The following is a 16829-nucleotide window of genomic DNA, read 5'->3' as shown; positions in this document are numbered from 1 at the left end:
AAAGAAGAGTACGACCGGCCCGGCGTCAGCGGAGCGGGAGGATGCTCGTCGGCGCGGGAGCCTGCGCCTCGTGCCGGATTCCGAGCGGGACCCCGGTGCGGTCGTCGAGGTCGAGCAGCATGACGGTGTCGGAGCGCTGACCGGCGACGAGGAGCTTGCCCTGGTAGACGAGGTGGTGTCGCGGCCAGTCGACTCCGGAGTCGGCGAGCGCGACCGGTTCCAGGGCCTCACCGCTGCCGCGCACTCGCAGCGCCGCGATGGTGTTGCTGCCGCGGAGGGCGGTGTAGAGGAACTGGCCGTCCTTCGAGCGGGCGAGCTCGGCGGGGAAGTCCACGCCGATCTGCGCGATGGGGCTCGCCGGAGCCGAGGAGACGACGCCCCAGGTGCCGTCGGCGGCCGCCGCAAGTGTGAAGACCTCGCAGGAGTACTCGGTCACGACATGCAGGTGACCACTCGGATGCACGACCATGTGGCGCGGACCGGTGCCGCGCGGAAGCACGACCTCCTGATCGAGGACGAGCCCGGTGCCCTGCAGGCGCCAGAACCGGACGAGATCGAAGCCGAGGTCGGTCGTCGCCACGCGCCCGTCCGGCAGGAAGGCTGCGGCGTGCGCGTGCGACGCGCGGCCCGCGTCGCCGTACGGGTCGACCGCCGCGACGCCGTCCCCGGCGGGAGTCGCCGGTGCCGCATCCGGATCGCCGTCGCCGAACAGGGCGGCGCGCAGGGCCGCGGCGGCATCCTCCTTGGCCGGCACGAGACGACCATCGGCGGCGAGTGCGAACCGGACGACCCGCCCGTCGCCGTAGCAACTGGCGACGAGCGTCTGGCCGTTCGGCGACACCGCGAGATGACAGACGCCGTCCCCCGTCGCCACCGGATCGCCGAGCGGCGTCAGCGCCAGCTCCCCGGTGCGCGCGAACGCCTGCACGGCGGCATCGCCCTCCAGCGCCGCGTACACGACGTCGAGGGACGGATGCGCCGCCAGCCACGACGGCGACGGCGTCTGCGTCACGGGCCCGCGGTAGGCGAGCGTCGTGGCCTCCCGACCCTCGTCGCCTGCCAGCACGCCGATCCCCTCGGCGGAGCCCTCCATCGCCGGGCCGTAGCCCCCGAGCCAGAACCGCGTCATGCCGGTCAGTCGAGCAGGTCGTGGCGCACGATCACCTGATCGCGCTCCGGACCGACGCCGATCACCGAGATGCGGGTGTTGCTCATCTCCTCCAGCGCGAGCACGTAGTCCTGCGCCGTCTGCGGAAGGTCCTCGAAGGTGCGCGCGGTCGAGATGTCCTCGCTCCACCCGGGGAAGTACTCCAGGATCGGCTTCGCGTGGTGGAAGTCGGTCTGGTTCACCGGCACCTCGTCGAACCGCTCCCCGTCCACGTCGTAGGCGACGCACACGGGGATCTTCTCCAGGCCCGTGAGGATGTCGAGCTTCGTGAGCACGAGGTCGGTGATGCCGTTGATGCGCGTGGCGTACCGGGTGATGGGGGCGTCGTACCAGCCCACGCGGCGGGGACGCCCGGTGGTGGTGCCGAACTCGAAGCCCTGCTTGCGCAGCCAGTCGCCCTGCTCGTCGAACAGCTCGGTCGGGAACGGACCGGAGCCGACGCGGGTCGTGTAGGCCTTGACGATGCCCACGATGCGGTCGAGGGCGCCGGGGCCGACCCCGGAGCCGGTCGAGGCGCCGCCGGCCGTGGCCGAGGACGAGGTGACGAACGGGTAGGTGCCGTGGTCGATGTCGAGCATCGTCGCCTGACCACCCTCGAACACGACGACCTCGCCGCGGCTCAGGGCCTGGTCGATGAGGTAGCCGGTGTCGGCGACCATCGGACGCAGACGCTCGGCGTAGGAGAGCAGGTCGTCGACGATCTCGTCGCAGGTGACGGCGCGGCGGTTGAAGACCTTCACCAGGAGGTGGTTCTTCTGATCGAGGGCGCCCTCGACCTTCTGGCGCAGGATGTTCTCGTCGAAGAGGTCCTGCACGCGGATGCCGACGCGGTTGATCTTGTCGGCGTAGGCCGGACCGATGCCGCGGCCGGTCGTGCCGATGTTGCGCTTGCCGAGGAAACGCTCGGTGACCTTGTCGAGCGTGCGGTGGTACTGGGTGATGATGTGCGCATTGGCGCTGACCTTGAGCCGCGAGACGTCGATGCCGCGGGCGGACAGGGCCTCCAGCTCGGAGAAGAGCACCTCGAGGTCGATGACCACGCCGTTGCCGATGACCGGGTTCACGCCCGGCGACAGGATGCCGGAGGGCAGCAGGTGCAGGGCGTACTTCTCATCGCCCACGACGACGGTGTGCCCGGCGTTGTTGCCGCCGTTGAACTTCACCACCCAGTCGGTGCGCTCACCGAGCAGATCGGTGGCCTTGCCCTTTCCTTCGTCGCCCCACTGCACGCCGACGATAACGATTCCTGGCATGGGTAACCCCTTGGCTTTCGCCGGGTTTGCACCGGCCGATGAGCTGGCCCTCTTCGGGCGCTCCCATCCTATCGGCAGGCCTCGGACAGCCCCCCGGGAAGGCCGATACGGGACGGAATACACACCTTCCCGGGGCCGCGGAGGCACCTTTTCGGTCCCGCATCGTGCCGGGCGGGACGGCAGAGGGGGCCGCTACAGTGGCGACGGAGGTGGCGATGACGCGGTGGTGGCCCTACATCCGACTCGCGGCGGCGGCGCTCGCGGTGGCGGCGATCGTCGCGCAGCTCGTGCGCACCCTGGAGATCGCCCTCACCGCAGACACCGCGTGGGGCGCGCACCTGCCCACCGTGTTCGCGAACTTCTTCAGCTTCTTCACGATCCTCTCCAACGTGCTGGCAGCGGTGGTGCTGGCCGTCGGCGGGGTCTGGGGGCTGACGCACCGCGACGCGAGAGTCGAACCGACGTGGCTGGCGACGCTGCTCGTGTGCGCGAGCACCTACATGATCGTCACGGGCGTCGTCTACAACACGCTGCTCCGCGGGATCGCGCTGCCGCAGGGGGCCACGGTCGCCTGGTCCAACGAGGTGCTGCACGTCGTCATCCCGCTCGTCCTGCTCGCCGACGTGCTGTTCGCGCCGCGTCGTCGTGCCCTCGGCTGGGGCACCGTGGGGATCGCCGCGATCTTCCCGATCGTGTGGGTCGTCTACACGCTGCTCCGCGCGAACTTCGTGACCGCACCCGCGACCGGGAACCCGTGGTGGTACCCGTACCCCTTCCTCGATCCCTCGTTGAACGGCGGCTACGGCGGCGTCGCGCTCTGGGTGCTCCTCATCGCCGCGATCATCCTCGCCACCGCCGCGCTCGTCGTGGGGATCGGGCGGCGTCGGGCCAAGCGGTGACCCACCCCTTTCCGTGCGCCCCACCCCCTTGCGAACGTGCGAAAAGGGGTGGGACGGCCGGAAGGGGGTGGGACGGCGATCAGACGAGGAGCGCGTCGGCCTCGAGATAGCGCTCGAGGGAGTCGTCGAGCTCGTCCAGCCACGGGGTGTGGTGTGCGGCGGCGAGCGTCCCGGTCATGACCGAGGGGTACACGCGGTCGCGGTAGCCCATGATGTCGGCCTTCTTGTCGTGCTTCCAGGCGAGGAAGATCTCCACGACGCGATCGAGGTCGAACGCCGGATAGTCGGTGCACTCCAGCAGGTCGCGGATGTAGTCGGCCTGGAAGCGGATCTCCGTCGCCGCCGAGTCGATCTCAGCGAACCGCTTCCGCCACGCGGCGATGGACGCGGCACGCTCGGCCTCGTCGGGGAGTGCGATCCGGCCGAGGATGACGTCGCGCACGAACCAGGCTTGCGCGTCGAACATGTTGAACGTGAACCACTGGTCCTGCGCGCCGAGGTAGGCGAGGCGCGGGTTGCCCTGCCAGAGCACGCCCCGGTACAGCCCGTCGGGGTAGACGTTGTTCGGCGAGGACAGGGCGAACTCCGCGGGCAGGAACGGGTACTTGTGCAGGTAGCCGGTGCAGAGGATGACCGCGTCCACCTCCTTCGAGGTGCCGTCGGCGAAGTGCACGGTACGGCCCTCGAAGCGCTCGACGCACGGACGCTCCTCGAAGCCCTCCGGCCAGTCGTATCCCATCGGCGCGGTCCGGTAGCTCGCGGTGACCGAGCGGGCGCCCATCTTGAACGCCTGGCTGCCGATGTCCTCCGCCGAGTAGCTCGACCCGATCACGAGCACGTCCCGCCCGGCGAGGGCCTCCGCGCCCCGGAAGTCGTGCGCGTGGGCGACGGATCCGGGGAAGGTCTCGATGCCGTCGAAGTGCGGCACGTTCGGGAAGGAGAAGTGACCGCTGGCCACGACGACCCGGTCGAACTCCTCCGTGGTCGTGCGTCCGGTGGGCAGGTGCTCGCTGGTGAGGCGGAACACCTCACGCTCCTCGTCGAACTCCACCCAGCGCACCGCGGTCTCGAAACGGATGAGGTCGCGCACCTGCGTCTTCGCGAGACGCCCGGCGATGTAGTCCCACAGCACCGGACGCGGCGGGTACGACGAGATCGGCCGTCCGAAGTGCTCGTCGAAGGTGTAGTCGGCGAACTCCAGGGCCTCCTTCGGGCCGTTCGACCACAGGTTGCGGTACATGCTGGAGTGCACGGGCTCGCCGTACTCGTCCAGCCCGGTGCGCCAGGTGTAGTTCCACTGGCCGCCCCAGTCGGCCTGCTTCTCGAAGCAGACCAGTTCGGGGATCTCCGCCCCCGCACGGGCCGCGGACTCGAAGGCCCGCAGCTGCGCCATCCCCGAGGGGCCGGCGCCGATGATCGCTACTCGTTCACTGTTCGTCACGTATCGTCCTCAAACTCTTCCGTCATGTATCGGGCGCAGCCGTATCCGGGAGAGGAGGACAGTTCTTCCCCGGTGGGAGCGGAACGCTCGACCCGCCCGGACAGTGGCTGCTCTTCGACGTTAGCAGTGCCCCGCGGCGACGCTGGCGGGAATGCGACGACGGCTGTCGCTTCCGCGCATCGCCGATGTCGGCGGCCGGTGCCAGGATCGGACGGTGCGACAGGACATCGGGGCATCAGAGCGGCTCGACCCGCCGGGCACGCCGACGCGATCGCGTGGCGCACTGGTGCTGCTCGCGGCCGCGGTGACGGTCGTGCTCTGGGCCTCGGCCTTCATCGGGATCCGTGGCGCGGGGCCGCACTACGACCCCGGGGCCTTGGCGCTGCTGCGCATGGCCGTGGGCACCCTCGTGCTGACGATCATCGCGCTGCGGCACGGCATCCGGCTCCCGGAGCGCCGCCACTGGCTGCTGATCGCCGTGTGGGGAGTCGGATGGTTCTGCATCTACAACCTGGCCCTCAACAGCGCCGAACGCACCCTCGACGCCGGAACCGCCGCGATGGTCGTGAACCTGGCGCCGCTCATGGTCGTCGTCTTCAGCGGTCTCTTCCTCCGGGAGGGATTCCCCCGCCCCCTGGTGATCGGCGCCCCCATCGCCTTCCTCGGGGTGGTCCTCATCGGCATGAACTCCACCAGCAGCACCGGCCCCGACCTCACGGGCCTCCTGCTGGCCCTTCTCGCCGCGGTCATGTACGCGGGGTGCACCCTGCTGCAGAAACACCTGCTCACCTCGGGGGCCGACGCCACCACGCTGACCTGGCTCGGGGCGGCCGCTGGCACGATCGCCCTGCTTCCCTGGCTCGGCGCGTTGATCGCCGACGTGCAGACGGCGCCGCTCGACGCGACGCTGTGGGTGGTCTACCTCGGGATCTTCCCCACCGCCATCGCCTTCACCACCTGGGCGTACGTGCTGCAGCGCAGCACCGCGGGGAAGACCTCAGCGACGACGTACGTGGTCCCGGCCCTCACGATCCTGCTGTCGTGGCTGATCCTCGGGGAGGTGCCCACCCCGCTCATGTTCGTGGGTGGCGCGCTGTGCCTGCTCGGCGTGCTCATCACGCGTCTGCGATGGCACCCGCGGACAGGGGAAGCGGTTCGACCTGGTCGAACTCGCTCCTCCGGGGAATAGCTCCGACCGCCCTGGAGAGCGCAGCGGCCACCGCCGTGCCCGCGAGGATGGCGAGAGGCACCCCGACCGCAAGGTAGTAACCGGCGTACTCCAGAAGCGCTCCGGCCAGCAGAGGCGCGGCACCGCCGGCGAGCGCTCCGAGCAAGGACGAAAGCGACAGCACGCGACCGCGGATCTGGTCGGGGATGATCAACGCGAGGTACGACCCCTGCACGGCGTTGAGAGGTATCAACGGCATCGAGGCGACGAAGCCGATGACCGCCACAGCGGGAACGCTCTGAGTAACGAGAAGAGCGGTGAACGCCAGAGTGATCATGCAGATCGATAGGCGCACGATCGCGCGCCCGCTGTATCGGCGGAGTATCCATCCCGCGACGGCTCCACCTGCGAGCACGCCTGCGCCCTGCATGGTCTGGATGGTTCCGATCTGCCACGCGGGGGTGCCTGTCTGTTGCTGGCTGAGCACGATGGTCATTCCACAGGCACCCAGGCAGAAGTTGACCAGCACGATCAGACCGATGAGGGTTCGCGGTTGACGCCACACCGCCAGCCAACGACGACCTGCGGCGAGCGATCGCACCCCTGCTTCGTCACCGAGGCCCTCGGGGCTGAGGTCCTTACGTATCGCGAGGGCGGATCCGACTTCTCCGAGCCGAGCGACCGCCGAGACGATCAGCGGCAACGAAGGGTGCACACCGAAGAGCAGCCCCGATACCGGTGCCGCCGCAAGCCGGATGGCTGCGTCGCGAGACTGGTTGGCTGCGGATGCCTCGGCCAGGAATCGCTTCCCGACGATGCGCGGGAGCGCGACGTCCGTGACCGTGAAGAAGAGCCCCACGACGAGCCCCTCTCCTGCCGCGATGACGATGAGCGCAGCTGTCGTCAGCGTGCCCGTGACGTACATCGCCGACAGCCCTGCGTAGATCGCGAACGCGGACGCGCCCGACCAGATCATCAGCCTTCGGGCGTCGAACCGGTCGGCGAGAACGCCACCAGGAAGGGTCGACACCGCCCGCGCGACGGCCGAGACAGTGCCGATCAGCCCTGCGAGAAAGGCGTCGGATGTGACGTAGTAGCCGAGAAGAGTGAAGGCGAAGGCCCCGATGCTCAGGCCGACTTGGGTGAGCGTGTCACCGGCGAACCACGCCCGATAGTCGCGGACGCGCCAGAGACCCAGCCGAGGCGGATTCACAGCGGGTCGGCATCGAAGATGTAGTCGAACTGGGAGTCGCCCGATCCGCACGTCGGGCAGCCCGGGTGTCGATCCCAGTTCATGATGATGCGGAGCGCTCCTGAGATGTAGTTCACCTCGACCTGTCGGCCGAGACCCAAAGGGGCCGCGTATCCGGTGATCAGGCGCATCGCCTCGTCCACGCCGAAGGACGTGAGCCTCTGAATGTGCGGCGCGATCGCCGCGGTCGCCGCGTCTCTCGCCGGCGACATCAGTGCATGGAACTGCCGCAGGAAGCCATCCGTGTTGAGTTCGTCGAAGATGTGCAAGCAATCGAGGCAGCCGGACTCTCGCGGAACCACCGAGAAGAAGCGGCCGCTGGTGTGCTGAGTGAGCATGATGACGACGGGGATTCCGAGCCGCACCGCCGCGGCGTTCGCACGGCGTTGGGCAATGAACCGAGGCTCATCGATGGCGCAGATGATGACGTCGGCTCCCCGCGCGACCCGAATGATGTCGTCCACCGAGGCGACCTTCAGATCGAACACCTCGACATCGACGTCCGGAGCGAACGCTCGTCAATACTCTGCGCTTACATCGGTCTTCTTCCGCCCGATATCACTCGTCCGGAACAGAGTCTGCCGGTTGAGGTTGCTCTCATCTACGACGTCGTAGTCGAGGATGGTGAGCTTACGGAGGCCGCACGCCAGAAGCTGCGGGAGGCTTGCGCTTCCGCCCCCTCCGAGCCCGAGCAGAACGACATGAGACTCGCGGAGAACGTGCTGGGCACGATTCGCCGCTGCCTGCGTATTCTCGGCGGCGGCCGCAAAGAACGTCTGATTGGCCTCCAGCCGAACGGGCAGGCTGTCGTAAGAGCACGCGTCCTCGATGAGGCCGCTTGCGTCGAGATACTGGATCCCCTCGCGCACGTCGTCTTCAGACAGGTCGCCGAGGGCTTGGCACGCCTCTCGAAGGACCTCGCCGTACTCACGCCTGCCGTCGAGCAGCGGTAACAGGACGCGCAATTGGCCCTGCGGGTCGGTGAGCTCCTTCGTAATCCCCTGCTGCGCGCCGATGCGGACGACATCGTCAGCGAGCCAATAGATGGGTAGCGCTCTTTTGATCTGCGGTCGCATGAAGTTCCTTCCGGCCCCGTATCGCTCGACCGAGGAGGCCGAGCGATACGGGGTGGCGTGCGCGTTCTCAGAGAACACCCCAGCTGATGTCACGTTCCTTGGTTGCCCGAACTGTGAACGACATAGCTCCTCCTCTCGCATAGTCGGGTCGGTATCTAACGAGCCAAGTATCAGCGGGTAAAACGTTGCATGTCAATGGAGGCGGTGGAGCAGACTCATCCGGCCGCTTAGCGGCGACCTCCGCGCAGGTTGCGATTACGCTGGTCGGCGGAGGGGCGCGCCGTGCGGGCCCGCGTGTGACCGAGGGAGACGAAGACCGATGACCGACGCCGACGCGCCGACCCCGCCGACGATCTCCGCACCCCCGCCACCGCCCGCGTCCGCCGCGCCGATCGCCCCCGCGGCCCCCGCCGCCGCTCCGACCGACGCCGAGATGGCGCGCGCCGGTTCCGTGCTGCAGACGATCTCCGACGCGTACTCCGCGAAGATGGTGGGCCAGGAGCGCCTGCGCACCAGCCTGCTCGTGGCGCTCATCGCCGGCGGTCACATCCTCCTCGAGAGCGTGCCTGGCCTCGCCAAGACCACTGCCGCCAGCACGCTCGCGGACACCGTGAAGGCGAAGTTCAAGCGCATCCAGTGCACGCCCGACCTCCTGCCGAGCGACATCACGGGCAACCAGATCTACGACGCCGCGACGGGCAGCTTCCGGACGGTGCTCGGCCCCGTGCACGCGAACTTCGTGCTGCTCGACGAGATCAACCGCTCCAGCGCCAAGACCCAGAGCGCCATGCTCGAGGCGATGCAGGAGCACCAGACCACCATCGGCGGCGAGATCCACCCGCTGCCGAAGCCGTTCCTCGTGATCGCGACGCAGAACCCCATCGAGCAGGAGGGCACGTACGAGCTGCCCGAAGCGCAGATGGACCGGTTCCTCCTCAAGGAGATCGTGGAGTACCCGAGCCCGGCGGAGGAGTTCGAGATCCTCAGCCGCATCGACTCAGGCGTGCTCGACCCCGACCGGCACGTGCACAGCGCCGTCACGCTGGACGACGTGCACCTGCTGCAGGACGTCGCGAGCCGCATCTACGTCGACCCCGCGATCCGCAACTACATCGTGTCGATCGCGTACGTGACCCGGAATCCCGCGCCGTACATCGGGGACGAGCGCGCCCGCTTCATCAAGTACGGCGCGAGCCCGCGGGCCAGCATCGCCTTCCTCCAGGCCTCGCGCGCCCTCGCCCTCCTCAGCGGCCGGACCCACGTCCTTCCCGAGGACATCCGCGCCCTGCGACACCTCGTGCTGCGGCACCGCGTGCTGCTGACGTTCGAGGCTGACGCCGAGGGCATCCGCAGCGAGGAGATCATCGACCAGATCTTCGCCGCCGTGCCCACCCCCTGACCCGTCGACACGTTCAGGGATCCCGCGCCAGATGCCCAGCCTCATCACGCAGGTGAAGAGCAAGCTCTTCATCCACTCGAACCGCAAGTCGCTGCACGCGCTCGACGGCGCCTACGCGTCGTTGCTGCACGGGCGGAGCCTCGACTTCGAGGACCTGCGCAAGTACGAGTACGGCGACCAGGTGCGCGACATCGACTGGCGCGCGACCGCCCGCCTCGGCACCCCGTTGGTCAAGCGGTCACGGGCCACGCGCATGCACACGGTGATGTTCGTCGTCGACACGGGACGCTCGATGACCGCTCTCGCCGCGGACGAGCGCTCGAAGAAGGACCTGGCGATCCTGGCGACCGGAGCCCTCGGCGTGCTGACGCTCCGGCACGGCGACGACTTCACGGTCGTCTACGGCGACGCCTCCCACGTCCGTCGCCTGGCACCGGGGCGCAGCGAGGGCGCCCTCGAACACGCGCTGCGGACGATCGACCGCGCGGTCGACGACGCGGCGGCCCCCAGCGATCGCGACGCCCTGCTGTCCTTCGTCACGCGGACGATCGCACGGCGCATGATCGTGGTCGTGCTCACTGACGAGGCCCCGGTCACCACCGAGACCGAGCGCCTGCTTCGCCGCCTGCGGGTGCAGCACGACGTGCTCTGGCTCACCCTGCGCGACGCCGAACCGGTGCTCGACCACCGTTCCGCCCGGCTGCGCGCCGACGTCGACAGCCTCTGGGAGGTCCCCGATTTCATCCAGGGCGACCGGGCGATCGTGAACGAGCTCGGTGCGCAGCGGGCGGCCGACGCCGCCCGGCTCGCCGACCTGCTCACGAGGATGGAGATCAGTCACGCCGCGCTCGACGGTCAGGACGACGCCGTTCCGCAGCTGCTGCACCTGTTGAACCGGAGGTCCGATGCCCGGTTCTGACGAGCTCTACCCGCCTGCGCAGTACGGGTGGGGATGGATGCTGCTCGCGCTCGGCATCCTCGCCCTGCTGATCGTCGGCGCGTGGCTGCTGTTCCGGCTCACTCGCCCCCGCACCGCCGCCTCCGGAGCGGCCGCGGATGCCGGTCAGCCGTCCACGCTCGACGTGCTGTCCGCTCTGCGCTCGGAGTACCTCGACCGCATCGATCGCGTCGAGCACGACTACCGTGACCGCCACCTCTCCGCGCGGCAGGCGAACCTGGAGCTGAGCCGCGTCGTGCGCACGTTCGTCAACGAGTACAGCGGCCTGGAAGCACCGGTGCTCACCCTCGACGACCTCGTCTCCCGCGGCGTGCACCCTGCGCTCATCGACGCGATGGGCCGCCACTACTATCCGAGCATCTTCCGGCAGGGGCCCGCCATCGATCCGGCCGCCGGCGCCGAAGCCGCCAGGACGGTGGTACGCGCGTGGCACTAGCGAACGTCTGGATGTTGGTCCTCGCCGCGGCGGTCGTCGTCGCCGCGGCGGCGATCGGTCTCGCGGTCGGCCTGCGCCGCCACCGGGACCGGCGCGCCGCGGACACCGCTCGCGTGGCCAGGGCGGAGCGGCTGCGAGCGCTGCCGTCCTTCCGCCAGGCGCTGTCCCGTCGCGCCGTCGCCCTGACGGGTCTGCTCGCCCTCGGTGCGGGGGCCGCGCTGGTCGCCGGCGTCGTGGCCGCGCGTCCGATGTCCGCCCAGACCGTCCAACCCGTCGACACGAGCCGCGACATCATGCTGTGCCTGGACGTGTCGGGTTCGATGTCGGAGGTCGACGTCGAGGTGCTCTCCGTGTTCGACGAGCTGCTCGACGGCTTCGAGGGCGAGCGCATCGGCCTGACGATCTTCAACAGCTCTCCCGTACAGATCTTCCCCCTCACCGACGACTACGACTTCATCCGCGAGCACCTCGCGAGCATGATGTCGAGCTTCGACTACGTGGATGAGATCCCGGAGCACTGGCTGGGCACGCTCAACGGCGACGGCGCCTCCCTCATCGGCGACGGACTCGCGGCCTGCACCATGGGCTTCGATCACCCGGACGACGACCGGTCCCGGTCCGTGATCTTCGCGACGGACAACGAGATCAACGGCGCCTCGATCGTGACGCTCGATGAGGCCGCGGCGTATGCGGCCTCGAAGGATGTCCGGGTGTTCGCGATCAACCCGGTCGAGGGCAAGGACGCCGCCGTCAGCGCCGAGCTGGCCGCCGCCGCCGAGGCCACCGGGGGCGCCGCCTACGGGCTCCGCGACACGACCACGGTCGGGGACATCATCGACGAGGTGCAGAAGCAGGAGGCCACGGCACTGCGCGGCGAGGCGCAGGTGGTCTGGACGGACACTCCGAACCTGTGGATCGCCGTCCTGTCGGTCCTCGCGCTCGGCTTCGTCGTGCTGGTCTGGAGGGTGCGCCTGTGATCTTCCAACCCGTGCTCCCCGTGTTCCTCATCCTGCTGCTGTGCGCCGGTGTCGCCGGCGTGGCCGTCTGGATGCTCGTGCGTGCGCCGCGTGCCGGGGGCGAGGTCGTGACCGACCGACGCGCTCTCGCCGTGCATCGGTCACTCTGGGCGCTGCGCCTCGTGATGGTGCTTGCCTGCGCCGTGATGCTGCTGCGGCCGGGGCTCCCCGGCGGCTCCACGCAGACCCTGGCGACCGACACCGACATCGTGCTCGTCGTCGACACCACCGCGAGCATCGTGGCCGAGGACTGGGACGACGGCGCCCCCCGGCTCGACGGTGTGCGCGCCGACGTGCGCGCGCTCGTGGAGGAGTACCCCGGAGCCCGCTTCGCCCTCCTCACCTCGGATGCGGCCGCCGAGCTGCGGATCCCGCTGACCACCGACACCACCGCCCTGCTCGGCTCACTCGACGTGCTGCGCCCCGAGGTCACGAGCCAGTCGCGCGGCAGCTCGATCGGCGTGGCCGCTCCGCTGCTGAGCGAGACCCTCGCCGCCGCGGCGGAGTCGTCGCCGGACCGTTCGCGCATGGTCTTCTACTTCGGCGACGGCGAGCAGACCACGGGGTCCGCCCCGGAGTCCTTCGCCGACAGCGCGCGCTACACCGACGCGGGTGCCGTCTTCGGGTACGGCACGACGGAGGGCGGTCCCATGCGCGTCACGACGGGCGGGCTCGACCAGAACGGCTCCGAGTACATCCAGTACCAGGGTGCGGATGCACTCTCCGTCATCGACGAGGGAAACCTCGAGACGATCGCCGGGCAGCTCGGCGTCGGCTACGAACACCGGGAGGCGGATGTCGCCCCGTCGCTCCCCGCCGCACCGTCGAGCACCACCGCCTACGCCGACGCCGGCGAGGTGGGGAACGTGATCGAGCTGTACTGGGTCGCGGCACTCGTGGTCCTCGCCGCGCTGGGGGTGGAACTCACCCGCGCGACGATCCTGGTCGCCCGACTCCGAGGTCTTCGCGCGCCTCGCGCGGGGCGGCCCGCTCCGCTCGACGCCCCCTGACAGCACGCGAGACCCCAGGATCCCTGTGGGTACGGCGTGTACTCCGCTCCCGGCGATGGTATTGTGTTACCCGTCGGAGGCTTCTGCGCCTTCGACGGGGGTTCGTCGGAACGAACCGCCGCGGTCCGAGCATCTCTGGGGGAGCTCTCGCGGTCGATCGTCCGACGATGACGTGCCGACGTGGGGTCGGCCATCGAATGACTGGGGAACACACATGGGGAACAGTGCTGTCTGGAAGAGCGCGCGCACGGGCGTGGCCGGAGTGATCGCGGGGGTGATGGTCGCCGCGGGGCTGGTCGCCCTCGGCGGCGGAGCCGCCGCGGCGGCCGACGATCCGCGTGGGATGCCTCAGCTGCTGCAGCGGGACGAGAACGTCGTCACATCCGATCCGATCCCGACCGTGCAGATCGACAACGGGTATGTCTGGGCCCAGACGACGATCGGGTCCATCGTGTACGCGGTCGGCAAATTCGACAACGCCCGCGAGCCGAAGGCCCCTCCCGGGACCGCACTGACGGCACGCTCGAACGTGCTCGCCTACAACATCGACACCGGTGCGCTGCTGCCGTTCGCCCCACAGGTGAACGGCGTGATCAAGGCCGTCGCCGCCTCGCCCGACGGCTCCCGCATCTACATCGGCGGCTCGTTCAACAAGGTCAACGGCAAGGACCGCTGGAACATCGCGGCGATCGACGCGAAGACCGGTGAGCTCGTCCCGGGCTTCGTGCCTTCCATCGGCGGATCCGGCGTCTACGCGCTGGCGACGTCGGGGACGACCGTCTACGCCGGCGGCCTCTTCACCCAGGCCAACGGCACGCCGCGGAAGAACCTGGCCGCCTTCGACACCACCAACGGCGCGCTCCGTCCCTGGGCTCCGCAGACCGACCTCCAGGTCGATGCCATGGTCATGGACCCTGCGGGCGCGGACACCATCGTGGGCGGACGCTTCTCCCAGGTCAACGGCAACACCGAGATGCGCGGCAGCGCCTCCGTCGACAAGACAACCGGAGCCCTGAACACCGAGTGGGAACTGGCCAAGACGGTCAAGAACGGCGCCGGATCGGGCATCTACGCCGGCAAGGCCGGAACCTTCGGTCTCGCCACCGACGCGACCGGCGTGTACGGCACCGGCTGGGGCTTCGCCGACGCCGCGACGGGCAGCCTCGAGGGCACCTTCGCCGCCGAGGCCGGCACCGGCAAGGTGCGCTGGATCGCGGACTGCATCGGCGACCACTACGGCGTCTACTCCACCGGCACGGTCGTCTACACCACCAGCCACACCCACACCTGCGTGACCCTCGGGCTCCACCCGGAGCAGGCTCCTCGCATCCACCGCTACTCCGAGGCCTACACCGCCGACGCCAGGGGGACGCTTGCTCCCCAGCCCGCGGCACCGGGCCGCAAGGACTGGGGCGGCACTCCGGCGCCGTCGCCGTACGCGTGGTCTCCGGACTGGGCGGTCGGCGTGACGACCGGTCTGGGTCAGGCCGGCCTCTCCATCACCGGCACCGGGAACATGATCTCCATCGGCGGCGAGTTCCGCTCGGTCAACAACGGGCAGTTCGAAGGACTCGTGCGATTCTCGACGACTCCTCCCGGCGGCCCGAAGGACGGACCCCGCCTCTCCGGAGACAAGTGGGAGCCGACCGCGACCTCGCTCGTACCCGGCCACGTGAAGGTCTCGATCCCGTCCAACTGGGACCGGGACGACCTCACGCTCACCTATGAACTGCGCCGCGCCGGCTCGACCGCGCCGCTGTTCACCACGAAGGCGGACTCCACCTGGTGGAACCTGCCCGCCATCACCTTCGAAGACACGACGGCTCCGGCCGGCTCGCAGCAGAGGTACACGTTCACAGCCACGGACGGCGACGGCAACACGGTCACGAGCAAGACGGCGACCGTCACGGTGGCCGGTTCGACCCCTCCGTACTCCGACGCCGTGCTCGCCGACGCACCGCAGCTCTACTACCCGCTGGGAACCGTCGGTCAGGACGTGGCCGGCACGAACAACCCCATCTTCCGCGCGGGGGCGAAGCCGTCGACGTCGGGCGTGCCGAAGGGAGTGGCGGGTGCCACGGCCCTCGACGGCACCGAGACGGGGCGCGTCGACACCACCACCAAGATGCCGACGCCCGGGGCGTACTCGGCCGAGATGTGGTTCCAGACGTCGACGACCAGCGGCGGTCTGCTGTTCGATTTCGAGAGCTCGGCCGCGGGCTTCTCGAGGAACCACGATCGCAACGTGTACATGTCGAACGACGGGCGCCTGAACTTCGGGGTGTACAGCGACGGCACGAAGGTCATCACGACGAAGTCGGCATACAACGACAACCAGTGGCACCACGTCGTGGCCTCGGTGAGCCCGGAAGGCATGAAGCTGTTCGTCGACGGGCAACTCAACGATCAGATCACCGGAGTGACCAAGGGCCAGGACTACGAGGGCTTCTGGAAGATCGGCAGCGGCAAGCTCGCCAACTGGCCGAACACCCCGAAGTCGGTCTCCCTCACCGGCAACGTCGACGAGTTCGCCGTGTACCCGTACGGACTGACCGCCGCACAGGTCAAGACGCACTACCTGGTCGGCAAGGGCTCGACAGCTCCGGTCGCCGCCTTCACCACAGCCGTCGCCGGGCTCGATGTCGCCTTCGACGCGAGCACCTCCGTGCCGCCGGGGACCACCACGATCTCGGACTACCGCTGGGACTTCGGGGACGGTACGACGGGTACGGGCAAGACGCCGTCGCACGCCTACGCGAAGCCCGGCACGTACGTGGTCAAGCTCACGGTCACCGACAGCCAGAATCTCGTGGGCTCGGTCGCGAAGCGTGTCGTCGTGCAGGGCGCCAACGCGCTGCCCACGGCTTCGTTCACGCTCTCGGCCTCGGGGCTGACGGTGTCCGCCGACGCGTCTGCGTCGACGGACACCGACGGCACCATCCGCAGCTACCGCTGGGACTGGGGTGATGGCACGACCGGTGAAGGAGCATCGGCGACGCACACGTACACGACGGCCGGGACGCGCACGGTCACCCTCACGGTGACGGACGACATCGGCGGCTCTGCCACGACGACGCGGGAAGCCGTGGTGGCGGAACCCGCGCCGCTCGCGAGCGACGAGTTCGACCGCACGGCCGGTCCCGGCTGGGGTGAAGCCCTCACGGGCGGAGCATGGAAGATCGCCGGCGGGTCCGCAGCCGCGGCCAGCGTCGCCGAAGGCTCAGGGCAGCTGAAGCTGGCCGCGGGAGACACCCGCCACGCGACGCTGAACGCACCGTCGGTGCCGAACCCGGCGCTGGAGACGACCTTCCGCGTCGACCAGCCGTCCAGCACGGGAGGCTCCTACATCGGGGTCATCGCCCGCGACTCGTCCGCCGGCCGGTACCTCGTGCGCGCGTGGCTCCGCCCGGACGGCACGGTCTGGCTCGTGGCGCACAGAGACGGCACCGTCCTCGCGACCCGGACCCTGAACGGCGTCACGGTCACCCCGGGCACCACCTACACGCTCAAGGCGGCCGTGACGGGGGCGGACAAGGCCTCCCTCGTCGCGAAGCTCTGGACGAGCGATGCCGCGGAGCCCGCCGACTGGCAGCTGCGGGCGACCGACACCGCCCCGCTTCCGGCGGGTGGCGTGGGTCTCAGCGGCAGCCGCTCGGCGAGCGCGACTGCGCCCCTCGGCGTGTCCTTCGACACGTTCCGCGTCAAGGCGGCGGAGTAGCCGGACAGGCACTCCCCGTCACGAACGCCGGCCTC

General features: G+C 69.4%; 12 protein-coding genes and 1 pseudogene. 8 read left to right on the top strand and 5 right to left on the bottom strand.

What is annotated here, in order from left to right; translation table 11 throughout:
• Positions 1 to 25: 25 nt before the first annotated feature.
• Both KZC57_RS10440 and KZC57_RS10435 read right to left on the bottom strand, forming a co-directional pair.
• Entirely contained in the window at positions 26 to 1129 is a 1104-nt protein-coding gene (locus KZC57_RS10440) for a beta-propeller fold lactonase family protein (protein ID WP_105948992.1), read from the bottom strand.
• Between the two features lie 5 nt (positions 1130 to 1134).
• Positions 1135 to 2421, bottom strand: coding sequence for an adenylosuccinate synthase (locus KZC57_RS10435; RefSeq protein WP_060922320.1), 1287 nt, complete (start codon positions 2419 to 2421; stop codon positions 1135 to 1137).
• 215 nt (positions 2422 to 2636) lie between these two features.
• Between KZC57_RS10435 and KZC57_RS10430 the strand changes: the two genes are divergently transcribed.
• On the top strand, positions 2637 to 3320 hold the full coding sequence (locus KZC57_RS10430; RefSeq protein WP_247641682.1) for a Pr6Pr family membrane protein: 684 nt from the start codon (positions 2637 to 2639) through the stop codon (positions 3318 to 3320).
• A gap of 79 nt (positions 3321 to 3399) precedes the next feature.
• On the opposite strand, the gene KZC57_RS10425 is transcribed toward KZC57_RS10430, so the two are convergent.
• Positions 3400 to 4761, bottom strand: a complete 1362-nt coding sequence (locus tag KZC57_RS10425) for an NAD(P)/FAD-dependent oxidoreductase (RefSeq protein ID WP_308194419.1) — start codon at positions 4759 to 4761, stop codon at positions 3400 to 3402.
• 214 nt (positions 4762 to 4975) lie between these two features.
• On the opposite strand from KZC57_RS10425, the gene KZC57_RS10420 reads away from it, so the two are divergent.
• The gene (locus KZC57_RS10420; protein WP_247641681.1) at positions 4976 to 5950 is read left to right on the top strand and encodes a DMT family transporter; all 975 of its coding nucleotides are present in this window, start codon (positions 4976 to 4978) and stop codon (positions 5948 to 5950) included.
• On the opposite strand, the gene KZC57_RS10415 is transcribed toward KZC57_RS10420, so the two are convergent.
• On the bottom strand, positions 5877 to 7142 hold the full coding sequence (locus tag KZC57_RS10415) for an MFS transporter (RefSeq protein WP_105948988.1): 1266 nt from the start codon (positions 7140 to 7142) through the stop codon (positions 5877 to 5879). The two genes, KZC57_RS10420 and KZC57_RS10415, sit on opposite strands and share 74 nt — an antisense overlap.
• Positions 7139 to 8257, bottom strand: a pseudogene (locus KZC57_RS10410) (ThiF family adenylyltransferase). The gene KZC57_RS10415 and the pseudogene KZC57_RS10410 overlap by 4 nt, the downstream one beginning before the upstream one ends.
• Positions 8258 to 8576: 319 nt before the next feature.
• Here KZC57_RS10410 and KZC57_RS10405 point away from each other — a divergent pair.
• The 6 genes from KZC57_RS10405 to KZC57_RS10380 all read left to right on the top strand — a co-directional run bounded on the left by KZC57_RS10405 (position 8577) and on the right by KZC57_RS10380 (position 16794).
• The gene (locus KZC57_RS10405; RefSeq protein WP_247641680.1) at positions 8577 to 9656 is read left to right on the top strand and encodes a MoxR family ATPase; all 1080 of its coding nucleotides are present in this window, start codon (positions 8577 to 8579) and stop codon (positions 9654 to 9656) included.
• Positions 9657 to 9687: 31 nt separating this feature from the next.
• The gene (locus KZC57_RS10400; RefSeq protein WP_247641679.1) at positions 9688 to 10575 is read left to right on the top strand and encodes a DUF58 domain-containing protein; all 888 of its coding nucleotides are present in this window, start codon (positions 9688 to 9690) and stop codon (positions 10573 to 10575) included.
• Positions 10562 to 11050 carry a hypothetical protein gene (locus KZC57_RS10395; protein ID WP_083370963.1) on the top strand — a complete coding sequence of 163 codons (489 nt, stop codon included), beginning with the start codon at positions 10562 to 10564 and terminating at the stop codon, positions 11048 to 11050. Before KZC57_RS10400 ends, KZC57_RS10395 begins: the two co-directional genes overlap by 14 nt.
• The gene (locus KZC57_RS10390) at positions 11041 to 12027 is read left to right on the top strand and encodes a VWA domain-containing protein (protein ID WP_247641678.1); all 987 of its coding nucleotides are present in this window, start codon (positions 11041 to 11043) and stop codon (positions 12025 to 12027) included. Before KZC57_RS10395 ends, KZC57_RS10390 begins: the two co-directional genes overlap by 10 nt.
• Entirely contained in the window at positions 12024 to 13076 is a 1053-nt protein-coding gene (locus KZC57_RS10385) for a VWA domain-containing protein (RefSeq protein ID WP_060922013.1), read from the top strand. Before KZC57_RS10390 ends, KZC57_RS10385 begins: the two co-directional genes overlap by 4 nt.
• A 214-nt stretch (positions 13077 to 13290) precedes the next feature.
• Positions 13291 to 16794, top strand: coding sequence for a PKD domain-containing protein (locus KZC57_RS10380; protein ID WP_247641677.1), 3504 nt, complete (start codon positions 13291 to 13293; stop codon positions 16792 to 16794).
• Positions 16795 to 16829: the final 35 nt, after the last annotated feature.

This window comes from Microbacterium sp. KSW4-4 (assembly GCF_023091185.1).
Classification (GTDB): Bacteria; Actinomycetota; Actinomycetes; order Actinomycetales; family Microbacteriaceae; genus Microbacterium; species Microbacterium paraoxydans.
The sequence above is the reverse complement of the archived record's forward strand: the minus strand, read 5'-3'. Positions and strand labels throughout refer to the sequence as shown.

What these genes read in the sequence shown, in the direction of transcription:
- KZC57_RS10440 (WP_105948992.1), bottom strand. Translation starts at nt 1,129, where the DNA reads ATGACGCGGTTCTGGCTCGGGGGCTACGGCCCGGCGATGGAGGGCTCC.
- KZC57_RS10435 (WP_060922320.1), bottom strand. Translation starts at nt 2,421, where the DNA reads ATGCCAGGAATCGTTATCGTCGGCGTGCAGTGGGGCGACGAAGGAAAG.
- KZC57_RS10430 (WP_247641682.1), top strand. Translation starts at nt 2,637, where the DNA reads ATGACGCGGTGGTGGCCCTACATCCGACTCGCGGCGGCGGCGCTCGCG.
- KZC57_RS10405 (WP_247641680.1), top strand. Translation starts at nt 8,577, where the DNA reads ATGACCGACGCCGACGCGCCGACCCCGCCGACGATCTCCGCACCCCCG.
- KZC57_RS10400 (WP_247641679.1), top strand. Translation starts at nt 9,688, where the DNA reads ATGCCCAGCCTCATCACGCAGGTGAAGAGCAAGCTCTTCATCCACTCG.
- KZC57_RS10395 (WP_083370963.1), top strand. Translation starts at nt 10,562, where the DNA reads ATGCCCGGTTCTGACGAGCTCTACCCGCCTGCGCAGTACGGGTGGGGA.
- KZC57_RS10380 (WP_247641677.1), top strand. Translation starts at nt 13,291, where the DNA reads ATGGGGAACAGTGCTGTCTGGAAGAGCGCGCGCACGGGCGTGGCCGGA.